The sequence below is a fragment of the Flectobacillus roseus genome (genome assembly GCF_030056595.1).
Lineage (GTDB): Bacteria > Bacteroidota > Bacteroidia > Cytophagales > Spirosomataceae > Flectobacillus > Flectobacillus roseus.
Window position 1 is genome coordinate 1 of the sequence record NZ_JASHIF010000026.1, and the last position, 16,610, is coordinate 16,610.

At 37.2% G+C, this 16,610-nt stretch carries 14 protein-coding genes; 10 read left to right on the forward strand and 4 right to left on the reverse strand.

All coding sequences use genetic code 11. From position 1 onward, the window contains the following. Window positions 1-236: 236 nt before the first annotated feature. Together QM524_RS23055 and QM524_RS23060 are read right to left on the reverse strand one after the other, a co-directional pair. Window positions 237-1,601, reverse strand: coding sequence for a RagB/SusD family nutrient uptake outer membrane protein (locus QM524_RS23055; RefSeq protein ID WP_283346416.1), 1,365 nt, complete (start codon window positions 1,599-1,601; stop codon window positions 237-239). A 40-nt stretch (window positions 1,602-1,641) separates the two neighbouring features. Next, window positions 1,642-4,695, reverse strand: coding sequence for a SusC/RagA family TonB-linked outer membrane protein (locus QM524_RS23060; RefSeq protein ID WP_283346417.1), 3,054 nt, complete (start codon window positions 4,693-4,695; stop codon window positions 1,642-1,644). A 540-nt stretch (window positions 4,696-5,235) separates the two neighbouring features. On the opposite strand from QM524_RS23060, the gene sucC reads away from it, so the two are divergent. Next, complete coding sequence (gene sucC / locus QM524_RS23065) at window positions 5,236-6,435, forward strand: ADP-forming succinate--CoA ligase subunit beta (RefSeq protein WP_166553446.1); 1,200 nt, start codon at window positions 5,236-5,238, stop codon at window positions 6,433-6,435. Window positions 6,436-6,695: 260 nt separating this feature from the next. Here the strand turns inward: sucC and QM524_RS23070 are convergent, their stop codons facing one another. Beyond that, complete coding sequence (locus QM524_RS23070; protein WP_283346418.1) at window positions 6,696-7,547, reverse strand: M48 family metallopeptidase; 852 nt, start codon at window positions 7,545-7,547, stop codon at window positions 6,696-6,698. A gap of 315 nt (window positions 7,548-7,862) precedes the next feature. Here QM524_RS23070 and QM524_RS23075 point away from each other — a divergent pair, with 315 nt between their 5' ends. The 8 genes from QM524_RS23075 (at window position 7,863) to QM524_RS23110 (ending at window position 15,061) form a co-directional block, all read left to right on the forward strand. Further along, window positions 7,863-8,474 (forward strand): fumarylacetoacetate hydrolase family protein, encoded by a 612-nt coding sequence (locus tag QM524_RS23075; RefSeq protein ID WP_283346419.1) that lies wholly within the window; start codon window positions 7,863-7,865, stop codon window positions 8,472-8,474. Between the two features lie 214 nt (window positions 8,475-8,688). Beyond that, a complete protein-coding gene (locus QM524_RS23080; RefSeq protein ID WP_283346420.1) occupies window positions 8,689-10,563 on the forward strand; it encodes a M23 family metallopeptidase in 1,875 nt (624 codons plus the stop codon). Between the two features lie 180 nt (window positions 10,564-10,743). Beyond that, on the forward strand, window positions 10,744-11,196 hold the full coding sequence (gene bcp, locus QM524_RS23085; protein ID WP_283346421.1) for a thioredoxin-dependent thiol peroxidase: 453 nt from the start codon (window positions 10,744-10,746) through the stop codon (window positions 11,194-11,196). A gap of 42 nt (window positions 11,197-11,238) precedes the next feature. Then, window positions 11,239-12,096, forward strand: a complete 858-nt coding sequence (locus QM524_RS23090; protein ID WP_095163456.1) for a transketolase — start codon at window positions 11,239-11,241, stop codon at window positions 12,094-12,096. 111 nt (window positions 12,097-12,207) lie between these two features. Next, entirely contained in the window at window positions 12,208-13,167 is a 960-nt protein-coding gene (locus tag QM524_RS23095) for a transketolase family protein (protein ID WP_095163453.1), read from the forward strand. Between the two features lie 152 nt (window positions 13,168-13,319). Continuing rightward, window positions 13,320-13,865 carry an RNA polymerase sigma factor gene (locus QM524_RS23100; protein ID WP_095163452.1) on the forward strand — a complete coding sequence of 182 codons (546 nt, stop codon included), beginning with the start codon at window positions 13,320-13,322 and terminating at the stop codon, window positions 13,863-13,865. 185 nt (window positions 13,866-14,050) lie between these two features. Beyond that, window positions 14,051-14,503, forward strand: coding sequence for a hypothetical protein (locus QM524_RS23105; protein WP_283346422.1), 453 nt, complete (start codon window positions 14,051-14,053; stop codon window positions 14,501-14,503). Between the two features lie 57 nt (window positions 14,504-14,560). Continuing rightward, window positions 14,561-15,061, forward strand: coding sequence for a Spy/CpxP family protein refolding chaperone (locus QM524_RS23110; protein ID WP_176464403.1), 501 nt, complete (start codon window positions 14,561-14,563; stop codon window positions 15,059-15,061). A gap of 665 nt (window positions 15,062-15,726) precedes the next feature. Here QM524_RS23110 and QM524_RS23115 read toward each other — a convergent pair. Then, window positions 15,727-16,113, reverse strand: coding sequence for a response regulator (locus tag QM524_RS23115; RefSeq protein ID WP_095163450.1), 387 nt, complete (start codon window positions 16,111-16,113; stop codon window positions 15,727-15,729). Between the two features lie 250 nt (window positions 16,114-16,363). Here QM524_RS23115 and QM524_RS23120 point away from each other — a divergent pair, with 250 nt between their 5' ends. Beyond that, window positions 16,364-16,564 (forward strand): YtxH domain-containing protein, encoded by a 201-nt coding sequence (locus QM524_RS23120; RefSeq protein ID WP_095163449.1) that lies wholly within the window; start codon window positions 16,364-16,366, stop codon window positions 16,562-16,564. The last annotated feature ends 46 nt before the right edge of the window (window positions 16,565-16,610 follow it).

Genomic DNA, 16,610 nt, shown 5'->3' on the forward strand with positions numbered 1-16,610 from the left:
GAATCTAAGGATAATTGAACCTCTGAAAGATAAAGATCAAGTTTATGAAGAAGTAAATGAGAGAGTCTTGACTTACTCGATTTTATGTCATTATTTTGTAGAAATGCTTTATGCATAGAGACCTCCTGTTTGTTTGTGTTTGTCGTGATTCACAAAGTAAACAAGGAGGTTTCTTTTTTAAAAGTCTTCACGAAAAATTCGGGATGACTCATGTTTATGCCTATCAAAACTGATTATTAATTATATCCTTCGTTTTGGATTAATTTAGAGTTTGCATCAGTCTCTCTCATTGGAATTGGGAATACCAATTTTGGAGAATTAAATGTATAAACTCTCACTTCTGTTCCAAAATTCTTCGTAATTGTCTGCTTGTTACGTTTGATGTCATGAATCAAATGTCCTTCAAAAGCTAATTCAAAACGACGTTCTTTCAAAATAGCATCTAAAGTCAATGAAGTATATAACGATGCATTAGCGCGAGCTCTTACACGGTTGATATCAGACAAAGCTGTAGCACCCACTGGAGCACCACCCAAACGGAAATTAGCTTCAGCACGAATCAAATACATTTCAGACAAACGAATCTGTGGAATGTTGGCAAACTGGTCTGCCCATTTCGCTGTAAAAATATCTCCAGACTCATAGAAGAACAACCCGCGTTCATCACCAGACTCGTAAGAAGCTAAGTGTTTATCATTGATTTTGATATCTCCTCTACCACCATAATCTGGCGAAGCAAAGAAGGTATTATAACCATTATCGTTGTCTTGCTCTGTTTGTTGTACAGCAAAAATATCTTCTGATGAATTTGAACGGTTGTTGAATGCCAAATCAAAAGAAGCAACAAGCGAATACGCACCTGAAGTGATTACACGGTTAGCAGCTTGACGAGCCAATTCGTAGTTGCCTTGAGATAAATATACACGTGCCAAAAGTGCAGCAGCTGTATATTTGCTAATGAAAAACCCATTAGTTGCCGGTAACAAAGACTCTGCGCTCGTAAGATCAGTAATTACTTGTTGATATACTTGGTCTACAGTATTTCTTGAAACGAAATTAGCTTCAGTAATTGCTGCTGTTGGCGTTGTAACAATTGGTACACCTAAGTTTGTTTTTGGATCACCATCCACATAAGCTTTGGCATATACTCTTACCAAATTGAATAACATCCAAGCACGGATAGCCTTTGCCTCACCTTCAACTCTATTTTTCTTGGCAGTTGTTACTACGCCAAGGTTGGCTAACACAGTATTGGCAACGTTAATGGTACGGTATGTATCTAACCAAGTAGTAGCAGCCTGACCGTTATCTCTCAACATATTTTTGTTAAATATTTGAGCAGGAGGCACAAATGTTCCTTGCCATTCGATATCGCCATTGTCTCCAATTAGCTCAGCATCACGCTGTGGATTACCACCCAAAACATCTGCATCACCCATTGAATCGTATGCGCCAATTAAGATTGCTTCTACGTCTGCTGAAGTTTGTACAGCAGTCGAAGCATCAATATTAGTTACTGGCTTAACGTCTAGTTTGTTGTCGCAACTTGACAAGAATAAGCCAAGAGCGATAGTATATATTAATTTATGTCTCAATTTCATTGTTTTACGATTTTAAGTTAACCTTTCAACTTCTTTCTAATTAAAAACCTAAATTCAAACCTACTGTGATAGTCTTAGGTTGAGGTGCCGAATAGAAGTCGTTTCCAGCAGCTACACCACCCAAATAGTCTGTGTTAACTTCAGGATCCCATCCTGTATATTTAGTAAATGTCAATAAGTTGTTAGCTGTAGCATAAACTCTCAATTTGCTCAACTTCAACTTATTTACTACAGAGCTAGGGAAAGTATAACCCAAAGTGATTGTTTTCAAACGAGTGTAGCTAGCGTCTTGTAAATAACGTGAAGACTCTGATGTACCATTACCTCCCAAATATCTGGCTTGAGGAACGTTTGTAATATCACCTGGTTTTTTCCAACGATTCAATTGATCTATCGTTTGGTTATCATAAAAATCACCATTTGCAGACATAAACTTACCAGCGCCGTTGTAAACTGAATTACCATAAACCCCTTGGAAGGTAAATGAGAAATCAACTCCTTTATATGAGAATTCGTTTGTGAAACCACCAATCCACTTAGGGTTAGGGTTACCAATTACTACATATTCAGCTTGGTTTACGTCGTTAGTCGTAGCTCTATCTACCGAACCATCTGCATTTTTTGTGTTCTTGTAATAAAGTGCATCACCATTTGCTGGGTCAACTCCTGCATATTCTGGTCCAACAAAAACACCTAATGGTTGTCCTTCTACTGCTCTGTTTAAGAAACCACCTGTAATTACTTGACCTTGCAAATTCAAGATTTTATTAGCATTTGTTGCAGCATTAATCGAAGCTTTCCATTTCAAATCACCAAAAGAGTTATCAGTTCTTAATACAAACTCCCAACCTTTGTTTTCTAATTCACCAACGTTTTTCAACAATGAAGAATATCCACTAGTACCTGGAACGTTTACATTTAATAATAAATCAGTTGTTTTCTTGAAGTAATAGTCTACTTCAGCAGAAATACGGTTGTTGAAGAAACCAAATTCTACACCAACATCAGTTTGTGCAGTTTTTTCCCATTTCAAATCAGGGTTAGCCAATTGAACAGGTCTTTGTCCTGGTGTTCCTACATAACCAAAAGCAGCTGAGTACAAACCATTGGCAGCATTATTACTGATTTCGGCATTACCAGTCAAACCATAACTTGCACGCAATTTCAAATAGCTGATTTGAGGAATATCTTTAATAAATTCTTCCTCAGACACAAGCCATCCCAATGAAGCAGAAGGGAAGAAACCATATCTGTTGTTTGTACCAAAACGTGAAGAAGCATCTACACGACCTGTAAATCCAAACAAATACTTATTGCTAAATTTGTAGTTCAAACGACCAAAATATGACAAGAAAGAATAGAATGTTTCAGTAGAGTTTGCATCCGCTTTTGTAGCACCTGAAATCAACATTTTATAAGAGTTACTTGGGAAGCTTCTAGCTGTTGCATCCATGTAATTTCTTTTTGATTGTTGGTAAGACATACCACCTACTGCTTGAATATCATGTAAGTCATTGATATTCTTGTTGAAAGTGAAGAAGTTGTTAGTCGAGTAGTTGAACATCAACGTATTCGTTTTATACGCCTCTCCGTTTACAGCGGTTGTATTATTTCTTGCAGTTTCTTTACCGTAATACTGTTCTTCATTTTGGAATAACATGTCATAACCATACTCCGAGCGGAATGAAAGGGATGGAAGAATATTCCATTGACCATACACATTTCCAATACTACGATATACTTCTGTATTGTTGTCAGTATATTTAATCGACAACAATGGGTTATAATATTGAGTAACTACAGCGCCATTGTAACTGTCTGTGTATTCGCCAGTACGTGGATCAATCACAGGAGAAAGTGGTGCCAAAGCGATAATTTGCATTGGCGTTGAGAACGCGTTATCGTTCGACAAACGAGTATTGTACGTTCTTGCCATACTAAAGTTGATACCCAATGATACCTTGTCAGAAGCTTTGTGGTCTACGTTCAAACGGCTTGAAATACGCTCGAAACTGTTTTTAACGATAATACCATCTTGCTTGCTGTAAGAACCTGAAGCATAGAATTTAGTTTTATCGTTACCGCCTGTGATACTTAAATCAAACTGATTGATTTTACCAGTTCTCAATACTTGCTTCTCCCAGTTGGTACTTGTATAATTAGCCGAATTTGGATCTTGCCAACGAGCTCTTTCTCCCAAAGCATATCTATCAAATCTAGTATATCCACCTGAAGCAGAGTATCCATTGTTTACACGAGCTTCAGTAAATAACTCTACATATTGTGCTGTGTTCAAAAATTCTCTATGTCCAGTTGCTTCACTTGACCCTGAGAAATAATTGATATTAACATTCGTTTTTCCAGCTTTACCTCTCTTGGTAGTAATTAAAACTACACCATTTGAAGCACGTGAACCATAAATAGCTGACGCAGCAGCATCTTTCAATACATCAATAGACTCAATATCGTTAAAATTGATATCGGCAATTGGGTTAGTTGGACCACCCGTTGATGATTGGTCTGTTGATGTAATAGGAATACCATCAACCACATATAGAGGGTTGTTTCCAGCAGAAACCGAAGAAGATCCACGAATACGAATCTTTACACCTTGTCCTACTTTACCATTACCAGACTCGATAAATACACCAGCCGCACGACCTTGAATAGCCTGCTCAGTTGAAACTACTGGCAAACCTTCAATAGCTTTAGAGCTGATTTGGGCAACGTTACCAGTCAAATCTCTTTTGGCTTGCGTACCATAACCAACTACCAAAACCTCTTCAAGCGCCTTGGAATCTTCTTTCAAAACAACATTGATGGTAGATTGTCCACCCACAGTAATTTCTTGTGACAAAAAACCAACAAAACGAAACGATAATACAGATTTTGAACTTGGAACTGTAATGGTAAAATTACCAGATGCATCCGATTGAGTACCTTTTGTAGTTCCTACTACTTGCACGGTCACGCTTGGAAGACCTGAACCATCAGCAGCAGACGTAATTTTTCCTGTAACCTTGCGTTCTTGGGCATTTGATTGAAACAAAATACCAATCACAAGCAGGAAACTCATTAGTAAAAGCTTCTTCATGAAGTGTATGCGTTTAGTTAAAAAATGAAAAAAAATAGAAATTCAGGACGTACTGAACTCAATACATCCTACAAGTTTACACCTGTAAGGGCAAAAAAGAAAACAGATATACAATTAACATAACCCAAATTGAGTATTTATTACTAAAGAGCAAAATACACAACTTGAATTAGTTATAATTTGGAGAAGAGAAATGCTATAATTATTGGCGAAAATATGTTCTTATGACCAAGTTGTAAAAAAATCATTAAGAAGTCAATTTTTTCATTCACTGTTACAAAATTAATTTCATGATAGCCTCTTCCCACAAGCACTGATACAGATTGATTTAAGCATAAATAATCTGCAGACTATAAATATTTAGCAAAGAAAAACACTATGTTTAGAACTTTGTCAGTAATTTAGCGAGCGATTTCTCCAATAACAGTGAAATGCGTACTATTGTTTGTCGCAAATTCACCAGCATTATTGGGTCATTGTCCCAAAAGGAAGCTTTTTCCTGCATTGTACATTAAAGTTTCATAAACAATTGTATATCAAATGAACATTCACGAGTATCAAGCTAAAGACATTTTGAAAAGCTACGGTGTTCGCATCCAAGAAGGCATCGTTGTTGATACACCAGCACTGGCAGTAGAAGCTGCCCGTGAATTAACGGCCAAAACTGGTACCGGATGGCACGTAGTGAAGGCTCAAATCCACGCAGGTGGACGCGGTAAAGGAGGTGGTGTTAAACTTGCTAAAAACCTAGAAGAAGTTCGTGAAAAAGCAGAACAAATCTTAGGAATGCAGTTGATTACTCACCAAACTGGTCCAGAAGGTAAAAAAGTTCACAAAGTTTTGATCTCGGAAGATGTTTACTATCCAGGTCCTTCTGAAATTAAAGAGTACTATCTTTCTATTTTATTAGATCGTGCTAAAGGCTGTAACGTTATTATGGCTTCTACAGAAGGTGGTATGGACATCGAAGAGGTGGCTGAACATTCTCCAGAGAAAATCATCAAAGAATGGATTGATCCTCGTGTTGGTCTTCAACAATTCCAAGCTCGTAAAGTTGCTTTCGCTCTTGGTTTGTCTGGTGAAGCTTTCAAAGAAATGGTGAAATTCATCAATGCCCTTTACAAAGCATATTTGAATACTGACTCTTCAATGTTCGAAATCAACCCTGTATTGAAGACTTCAGATAATAAAATCTTAGCTGTTGATGCTAAAGTGAATCTTGATGACAACGCATTGTTCCGTCACCCAGATTTCATCGCTTTGCGTGACACTAGCGAAGAGGATCCTTTAGAAGTTGAAGCTTCTGCAAACGACCTTAACTATGTAAAACTTGACGGTAACGTTGGTTGTATGGTAAATGGTGCTGGTTTGGCAATGGCTACAATGGACATCATCAAACTTTCTGGTGGCGAGCCTGCTAACTTCCTTGACGTTGGGGGTGGTGCAAACGCTAAAACAGTAGAAGCTGGTTTCCGTATTATCTTGAAAGATCCAAACGTTAAGGCTATTCTTATCAACATCTTCGGTGGTATCGTTCGTTGTGACCGTGTTGCTACTGGTGTTGTTGAAGCTTACAAAGCTATTGGTGATATTCCTGTACCTATCATCGTTCGTTTGCAAGGAACAAACGCTGCTGAAGGTGCTAAAATCATCGATGAATCAGGTCTTAAAGTTTACTCTGCTGTAGTTTTGAAAGAAGCTGCTGAGAAAGTAGAGAAAGTTTTAGCTGGAACTATCTAATCTGAGATATACCCAAAACAAAAAAAGCTATCCTTCGGGATAGCTTTTTTTGTTTAACGCAATTCCAGATATTGCTGATTTGGGATGTTAGATTTCGGAAGTATAAGCTTCTGTATTTTGTAATAAATAAAGGTATTTTACTTTATTTCCGAAATCAGAAATCCAAAATCCGCAATAGTTAGAATTCCTTTGTACACTCCTACGTGAACAATGTATTATTTTGTAATTCATCATTCACAATTCAAAACTCACCACTCCTCCTAGTTTCTTTGTACTCCTCCCGAACCTGCTGGTTTATAATATTTCATGGCTTCAGGTAAGATACTTTTAATATCCGCAATACGTTGTTCATCAGTTGGGTGCGTCGACAAAATTTTAGGAGGTTTTGACCCTGAACCCAATTTTGCCATTCTTCCCCAAAAACTGACGGCCTCGTTAGGATCGTATCCTGCCATTGACATAAAAATCAATCCTAAATGATCTGCTTCGGACTCTTGTCCACGACCATTTGCTAATAAGGTCAATTGTGCGCCTGCTGGTGCAGCTACCCCAAAAACTGTGTTCCACAAACTCTGAGTTGCTTGAGGCTTATCTTTCATTGCAACACTAAGCCCAGCTTGACCAACTGCTAAAAGACCTTGTGCAATCATACCTTGACTCATGCGTTCAGCACCATGCTTGGCAATGGCATGCGATACTTCATGACCCATTACTACAGCAAGACCTGCTTCATTTTGTGTTACAGGCAAAATACCTGTATAAACAACCATCTTACCTCCTGGCATACACCAAGCATTTACTTCGCTACTTTGTACTAGCTCTGTTTGCCATTGATATCCTTGCAAATAATTAGGATTACCAGTTTGCTCAAAGTATTGTTGGGCAGCCTTGGCAATTTTATCTCCTACCTTTTTTACCATTGCAGCTTGTTGGGTAGTTGGAGATATTACTTTATTAGTATCCAAAAATTGTTTGTAACTCGTCAAGGCCATAGAGTTCATTTCGTCGTCTGATACCAACAAAAATTGCTTACGTCCAGTAATAGGTACACTACTACAAGCCCAAACTAATCCTGCTACTACAAGCGGAATGTATAATAAGATACGTTTCATAATGATATATAAATTGATAAATAAAAAAATGACGGTTGGCATTTCGAGGCTTAAATAATTGAAAATGCCTTTATGACTATACATATTTTGTATTCAGACGCAAAAGTTGTAAAAAGGTACTAAATTTTCTAGTATTTCGACGTAGTTTTGTAATAAAGTATAACATTCGTCAACCTTGCTAATCAGATAAGAATACATTGTTTGATGATATCATAGCATTAGCTCAATGCTATGACGCTGAAAATCATCGTTTTTGGGCATACTCGATGAAAATTACTTAGAGAACTCCTTCAATTTCACTATTAACGATTTTTTATGAAAATTTTGTGTATAGGTCGTAATTACGCCGAACATATCGCTGAACTTCAAAACGAACGTCCCTCAGAGCCAGTTATTTTTATCAAACCAGATACCGCGCTCCTTCGTGACAATGAGCCTTTTTATATTCCTGAATTTTCGAATGATTTACATTACGAGGTAGAAATCGTGTTGAAAATCAATAAAATGGGTAAAAACATAGAAGCAAAATTTGCCAATAAATACTATGAAGAAATCGGTATTGGAATCGATTTTACAGCTCGCGATGTACAAGCCAAATTGAAAGAAAAAGGTCTTCCTTGGGAAAAAGCAAAAGGTTTCAATGACTCCGCTCCTATTTCTGGATTCTTTCCAAAATCAGAAATAGCAGATATGAACAACCTAAATTTTCGTCTGGAGATAAATAATGAAATTCGTCAAAATGGAAATACGTCGATGATGCTTTGGAATTTTGACGAAATCATCGCCGAAATTTCTAAATATTTTACCCTCAAAACAGGAGATCTTATTTTTACAGGAACACCTGCTGGTGTTGGCGCCGTAAAAATCGGTGACCGACTTACTGCTTATATTGAAGATAGAAAAATGCTTGATTTCGAAATCAAGTAATTTAGATTATATACTCGTCAGCAGGTTCTTTCCTGCTGACTTCCTCATTTCATCAACGCTTCAAAAATAATATCCCCTACCCTATTATAGAATTAATTGTAGATTCACCTTTTAATAATAGAGTGTTTTGAAGAAAGTCTTATTCCTTTTATTCTGTAGTTTATCTCACATAGTTTTTTCTCAAAAACTTACTTTGCCTTATCCAAAAGGCAGCATGCTTTTTCCTATCAACCCCAATAAATTAAACCATTTGGCTGGTGGAATGGGCGATTTAAGGCATAATCATTTTCATGCTGGTTTAGATATAAAAACTCAAGGACGAGAGGGCTTGCCTGTGTATGCCTCCGATGAGGGGTATATTTCAGAAATGCGTATCCAAACACGTGGGTATGGACATGTAATGTACGTAACCCATCCCAAAACTGGCTTAGTCACAGTATATGGTCATTTAAAGGCGTTCGCTGAGCCAATGGCTTCTTACGTTAAACAAGAACGTTTGAAAAAACAAACCTTTGAAATTTCTGTAAAACCAGCGCCAAACGAATTCCCTGTACAAAAAGGACAACTTATTGCCTATTCAGGAAATACAGGAGGTTCGGCCGGACCACATTTACATTTCGAGATTCGCGATGGGCGTAATAACCTTCTGAATCCTTTACTTTTTGGCTTTACTGAAATTGTGGATAATACTCCCCCAGTTTTTCAGGAGATTGCCATAAAACCCTTGGAAATTGATAGTCGAGTGATGGGTGACTTTGAAACTCACAGATATTCTCCTACTAAGTCCCATGACGGGTCTTATTCCATTGCTGGAGGTGAAATTCTGGCTAACGGCTGGGTAGGAATTGAATTAATGGCTGTTGATCGCATGAATTATACACATCACACAAACGGTTTGAATTGTGTAGAAATGCTTGTAGACAATCAAGAAGCCTACTTTTTTCATTTGGAGAAATTCCCTGATGCATATTCAAACGATATAAACATACATCTTGATTACCCTACCTATAAAAGTTCGGGTAAGAAAATGCAAAAGCTTTTTATTGATGATGGGAATATCAATCTGCCTGTTTATAAACCTTTAGTCAATAAAGGTAAAATATTTGTAAAGGAAGGTGAAACACGCCAAGTAACCATAAAAATATGGGACACTAATGAAAATATGAGTGTAATGCATTTTACGGTAAAAGGTCAAGCCATCAGTACTAATACTCCAACCATAACTCCAAATAATGCCCCAACTCAGGTAGCGACTTCAACAAAAGACAACACATTGATTATCAGCGCCAAAAATCTTAAAAACTCAAACCAAGTTTGTGAAGTAGTAACACAGAGTACTGTGGAGCGTCTACCTATCAAGTTTGTTAAAAATAATACGGCTATTTATCTCTGGGATTTGAGAAAAGGTATCCCTTCGAGCATACGTATCGACTCCACAGAGTTTCCTCTTGGCATTCAAAAAGCGATTTATTCAGGTGCCGACCAAACATTTAAGACTCTTGGGACAAGTATATTTTTCCCAGCCGAATCGCTATATGATACCTTGTATCTAAACACTAAAATCGAGAAAAATAAAATTCAAATTGCAGATGCGCTCACACCACTGAAGAAGCCAATAACGGTCACATTCAAGCCTTTAATATCTATTATTTCTCCTGATAAAACAGCGGTTTACAATCATGATCGTAAATTCCTTGGGGGAACTTGGAGAAATGGTGAGGTAACTTTCAAAACCGATATTCTTGGCGATTTTCAGGTATTGTCAGACACCATCCCACCAAAAGCAACCTTAGTCAATAAAACCCAAGACGGTTTTTCATTTCATGTTTCTGATAATCTATCTGGAATTAAGTCTTTCAAAGCCACCATTAATGGGAAGTTTGTTTTGTGTGATTACGAATATAAGAAGTCGTTAATATGGTCCGTAAAAAGTGATTCTACTCAGAATTTTATCGGAGACCTGGCCTTGGAGTTAGTAGATAATCAAGGGAATAGTAAAACATATACAGCAGTTATCGACAGCTTAAAAGCCTCACAAGCTATTAAAAAAGCCTCGATAAAAGCCACGAAAAAAAATAGAAAAAAATAAGTGTTCTATACTGTTCTAAATAAAATTTTTCTCATATATTTGTGGAATATTCAAATCGTGTCTTTTTGACACCATATATTTAAGCCTCTAGAAATCAAAAACCTACTAGTAGGGGGATTTTTTTCTCGGATTATGTCCCAATATTTCCCGATATTTGTAGTAGAATAAAACCATGAAGATATGTCACTAACAGTAGGCTCAGTAGCTCCAGATTTTGAACAAAAGAATCAAGATGGAGAATTAGTAAAGCTTTCGGATTTTAGAGGACAAAAAGTAGTCCTATATTTTTATCCTAAGGATAGTACTCCTGGATGTACTGCACAGGCTTGTAACCTCAATGACAATTTGGATGCGCTGAAAGCAAAAGGGTACGTTGTATTAGGGGTAAGCGTAGACAGTCCAAAATCTCATAAGAAGTTTATTGAAAAATACGGTTTAGGTTTCACACTTATCTCTGATGAAGATCACAGTGTTGTGGAGGCCTATGGCGTATGGGTCGAAAAGTCTATGTATGGAAGAAGCTACATGGGTACTGCACGTACTACTTTTATTATTGATGAAAATGGCGTGATTCAGGACATCATTAGCAAAGTCGATACCAAAAACCATACGAGTCAGGTAATAACTGAGTAATCGTATGTCTCAAAAAGCATTATAACTTATAACTAATCAATAATGGAAATTTCAGAATTACAGAAAGTTGCTTCACAAGTAAGACGTGACATTGTGAGACAAGTTCATGCATGCCAATCTGGTCACCCAGGTGGTTCATTAGGCTGTACAGATTTGCTTGTAGGGCTTTATTTTGACCAAATGACGCTAAAATCTGACGAATCTGGTAAAAGAGTATTTGATATGAACGGCACTGGCGAAGACTTGTTCTTCTTGTCAAACGGTCACATCTCTCCAGTATTTTATTCAGTGTTGGCGCGTGCAGGGTATTTTCCAGTAGCAGAACTCGCAACATTCCGTAAATTAAATTCTCGTTTACAAGGTCACCCAACAACGCACGAACATCTTGAAGGTATTCGTATTGCTTCAGGTTCATTGGGTCAAGGTTTATCAGTATCTATTGGTGCAGCACAAGCAAAGAAATTGAATAACGACAATTCTTTGGTTTTCTGCTTGATGGGTGATGGTGAGCAAAATGAAGGTCAAGTTTGGGAAGCAGCCATGTATGCTCCACACCACAAAGTTGACAACCTAGTAGCATTTATTGACTTGAACGGTCAGCAAATCGACGGTCCAACTGAAAAGGTTATGAACAACCGTGATTTGGGTGCTAAGTACGAAGCATTTGGCTGGAAAGTTATTACCATGAAAGGTAATGATATGGCTGATGTAGTTAGCGTATTGAATCAAGCTCGTGAGCTTTCAGGAAATGGTCAACCAATCATGGTATTGATGTACACAGAAATGGGTGCAGGTGTTGACTTCATGATGGGCTCGCACAAGTGGCACGGTGTTGCTCCAAACGATGAACAATTGGCAGCAGCATTGGCACAATTGCCTGAAACTTTAGGCGACTATTAATTGTAAAATATTGGGTTTGTATTCCAATTTTAGCAGCTCAATACATTCACAATTTTTCAAAAATCAACCATGAACTTTTCTTGATGCTCGTCATCAAGTAGGCATATATCAATGAAAAAATACACATTCACAGAGAAAAAAGATACTCGCTCAGGTTTCGGAGCTGGTATGCAGGTGTTGGGACAAACCAACCCAAATGTAGTGGCACTTTGTGCTGACTTAATTGGCTCTCTTAAACTAGACGCTTTTATTAAAGAAAACCCTGAGCGCTTCTTCCAAACAGGTATCGCTGAGGCAAACATGGTGGGTATTGCAGCTGGTTTGACAATCGGTGGCAAAATCCCTTTCGCTACAACTTTTGCTAACTTTGGTACTGGTCGTGTATATGACCAAATTCGCCAGTCGGTAGCCTATTCAAACAAAAACGTTAAAATCGCTTGTTCGCACGCAGGTTTGACGTTGGGTGAAGATGGTGCTACTCACCAAATCTTGGAAGATATCGGTTTGATGAAAATGCTTCCAGGTATGACTGTAATCAACCCATGCGACTTTAACCAAACAAAAGCTGCGACTATCGCTGTTGCTGAATACGAAGGTCCTGTTTACTTGCGTTTTGGTCGTCCAGTAGTTCCAGTATTTACTCCTGCTGACCAAAAATTCGAAATTGGTAAGGCATGGATGGTAAATGAAGGTACTGATGTGAGTATCTTTGCTACAGGACACTTGGTTTGGGAAGCTATCCAAGCGGGTGAAATCTTAGCTGAAAAAGGTATCAATGCTGAAATCATCAATATTCACACAATTAAACCTTTGGATGTTGAAGCTGTCTTAGCCTCTGTTAAAAAGACGGGCTGTGCTGTATCGGCTGAAGAACACCAAGTAAATGGTGGTTTGGGCGATTCAATTGCGCAAGTATTAGTACAACATCACTATGTACCTCTTGAGTACGTAGGTGTAAACGATTCATTTGGTGAGTCTGGAACTCCTGCACAATTGATGGAAAAATACGGCTTAAATGCTGCTAGCATCGTCGAAAAAGCACTTAAAGCTATCGAACGCAAAAATGCTTAATATTCTGAGATAATTCTCTTTTTTATCTTTCATAAAGAGACTATCTTAGTTGTTAGCCCAATGAAGATAGTTTCTTTTTGAAAGAAATTGCCTACGTTTTCGTTAGTTGATAGACTTCTTCTTATCGACTTTCTAAACAATGAGAGAATTATATGAACGATCACGAGTTAATCGAAAAATTTAACCACCCAGATTCTCGAAATTATGCTTTCAATTTGTTGGTACGTAAATACCAACAAAAGGTATATTGGCATATCCGAAAAATGGTTATTGACCATGACGATGCCGATGACCTTACCCAAGAAACCTTCATTAAGGCTTGGCGTGGTCTTGAAAATTTCAAAGGCGAATCACAACTCTACACTTGGCTATATCGTATTGCCACCAATGAATGCCTGAATTTTCTCGCTAAGAAAAAACGCCGCTTTTTTCTTCCTATCAATGATATTACCGAAGAACTCTCTAACAAGATTGAATCTGCCGATTTGATATCGGGAGAGCAAATTCAACTTAAATTACAGAAAGCCCTCCTCACCCTTCCAGACAAACAACGCTTGGTTTTCAATATGAAATATTTCGACGATATGAAATATGAAGACATTGCTGAGGTTACAGGTACTTCTGTGGGTGCACTCAAAGCTTCATATCATTTGGCCGTGAAGAAGATTGAACTGTATTTTGAGGAACATGATAACTAGAGCCTAGTATTCTTTGAAATATTTACAGTTCTTTGGAAGTTGTAAACCATCCCATATTTTCTTTAACTAATTTTCAAACATTTTTTGTCCTGTATTAAACCTTACAAAATTTGGCCTGTCAAAGAACCAAAATAGTAAGAACAATATTGAGGCCTCGATATTTATCCTTTACTAAATTTTATACCATGGAATATTCATCCGATAAATTTGATCTTGATAAACTCCCAAAGGAAACGATATTTCAAGTTCCTGATGGGTACTTTGAGGATTTGCCTATGCGAATTCAAGCCCGAACTTCCGCCAAAAACCAAACGGTTCCTTTGGTAACATGGTCGGCAAGACGCACTTGGGCAAGCCTAGCTGCTTGTACACTCGTAGCGGTATTGGGTTATTTTACTTTAATGCCTCGTCAAGACTCAATAGGTGAAGAATCTCTTTCTGGTGTAAAAACAGAGGACATCGAAGGCTATTTAGTTCATCAAAATATTCATCAGGCCGATTACATCGAGCATATCGACGAAACAGAAGTTAGTGCTTCTAACAACATCGAAGATTCTGAAGTGTTAGATGAATTAAAATTATCATCTCAAGACATTATTCAAAGCATCGACACGCGAGATGTTGTCGAGGATATCTAAGTCTTTGGTTTTTCTGTATCTAAACAACAAATAGATTATTTAAAACTTACCAAAAACATGAAAAAGTTATTTGTTTTAATCACACTATTAGGTTTTGCTGTGAATTTTGCTGCAACTGCACAGGACGATCCACAACAACGCGGTGGTAAAGAAAAGATAAAAGCCGCTCGCCTTGGACTTATTACCAACCGATTAAATTTGACAGAAGAGCAAGCAAAAGCTTTCTGGCCAATTTTTAATGATTATGATACCAAGAGAGGCGAAATTCGTAAAAATGTTCGCCAAATTACCGCGGAGTCACGTAGTTTGACTACTAGCGATGATAAGATTGCTGCAAACTTGAAAGAAATTCTTAATCTGAGACAAAAAGAAGTTGACTTAGAAAAAGAATATCAAAGCAAATTTTTAAAGGTGTTAAATGTTCGTCAAGTATCTGAGTTATACAAAACAGAACAACTTTTCAATCAAATGTTAATGAAGAGATTAAGAGGTGGAGAAGGTGATCCCCGTGAGCAAGGCGACCGTGGAGGAAAGCGTGAACATTTTAAAAATAGATAATAAATAAGCGATCGATTTTTTGAATCGTTGTATACTAGAAAGCCCTTGAGCATTACGTTCAAGGGCTTTTTAGTGGAAACGGCTTCACAATCGCGAAGCCGTCCATTCAGATTACAATGTGTGACACAAGTAGAAGGGCATCAATGCCTAGGCATTGTTATCTATATACGCACGGAAAATACATGCGAAACAACATTGAAAATGAATATTTTGAAAAACGTATTTCTGTGCTAGTAAAATTTCGTTATCAAGTATGCTAGGGAAAAAGATTGGATATATACTCTTACTTCAGAAGGGCGGAGCAAAGTAAGATTCTTGAAACAATGATGCAAAGATAGCCCTAAAACCGCTATCACTGCCTGAGTGTTGATATTTTTAGCTCAACAACTAACCTTTTATGTCAAAAGGATTTAGTTTTAGCATAAACAGATATTGACTTTTGTTAAGATTTTAAGTGTAGAATTCTCTCCCCTATTTTGTAGAATTTTTCTCACATGAAGTGTGTAATACACTTTTCACTAAAATTTAAAACGCTAACATTCAAGTACTTAAATCAATTACAGCAATTTGGCATCATTTTGTCGAATAAATAACTGAATTATAATCCTTACTTTAATCAAAAAAGGAGAGTCTAATAATTAGACTCTCCTTTTTTGATGTATCATCTAGTTGATCGCAAACTCAATTGAAGCAAATGATAATGGTTTTTCAATAAACTTGTCTACACCCAAGCTAAACGCCATATCCTTAATTTTCCCCAAAGCTGTAATCATCACAATCTGGGTTTCAGGAGAAATCTTTTTTATGTCATGTATTTTATCAATTCCGTGTCCATCAGGTAAATTGTTATCTAGAAACAACCATTTAGGTGAAAGGTCTATAATTTTAGAAATACCTTCACTTAAGGAATGTGCCTGAAAGGCCTCTATTCCTTTTTTATGTAAAAAAAGTTTGATGAGCAAACAAGTATCTACCTCATCATCCACAATCAGGGCATAGGGCTTTAAATTACCTGAGTTTTCTGACTGTAAAACATCAGTTGTTGTCAACATGCAAAAGCAATAATTATTAGGGATAAAAAAGGTTTTAACTTGACATATCAAGAAATCTAGAGTTGTTTCTGAAATCTAAAGTGCTTGAGTATGCATATAGGTAATACAAAAAAATCATGCCAAGCACTTTATCTAACCGCTTACTCAAATTTTAAGTCAATTTTAAGCTCTATTCGGTAACATTTAAGATATTGTGTGCGTTTAAAGTATATAAAACAAAAACGTCTCCAACTTATAAATCCTTTGTACCATGACAAAAAACACAAAAATCGCATTGAGCTTGTTCGCAGCTGCAGCAGCTGGAGCAGTGGTTGGTATGCTCTTAGCACCTGAAAAAGGAAAAGACTTACGTAAGAAAATTAAGGATGGCACTGGCAATCTGACAGACGATTTGCTTTCTACATTAAAGACTGGTAAAGCCAAATTGCAAGAGGTAACAAACAAAGCATAACTTTATAGAGTGATAAATTGTCTTATCCTTACTCAAAAGCCTTCAA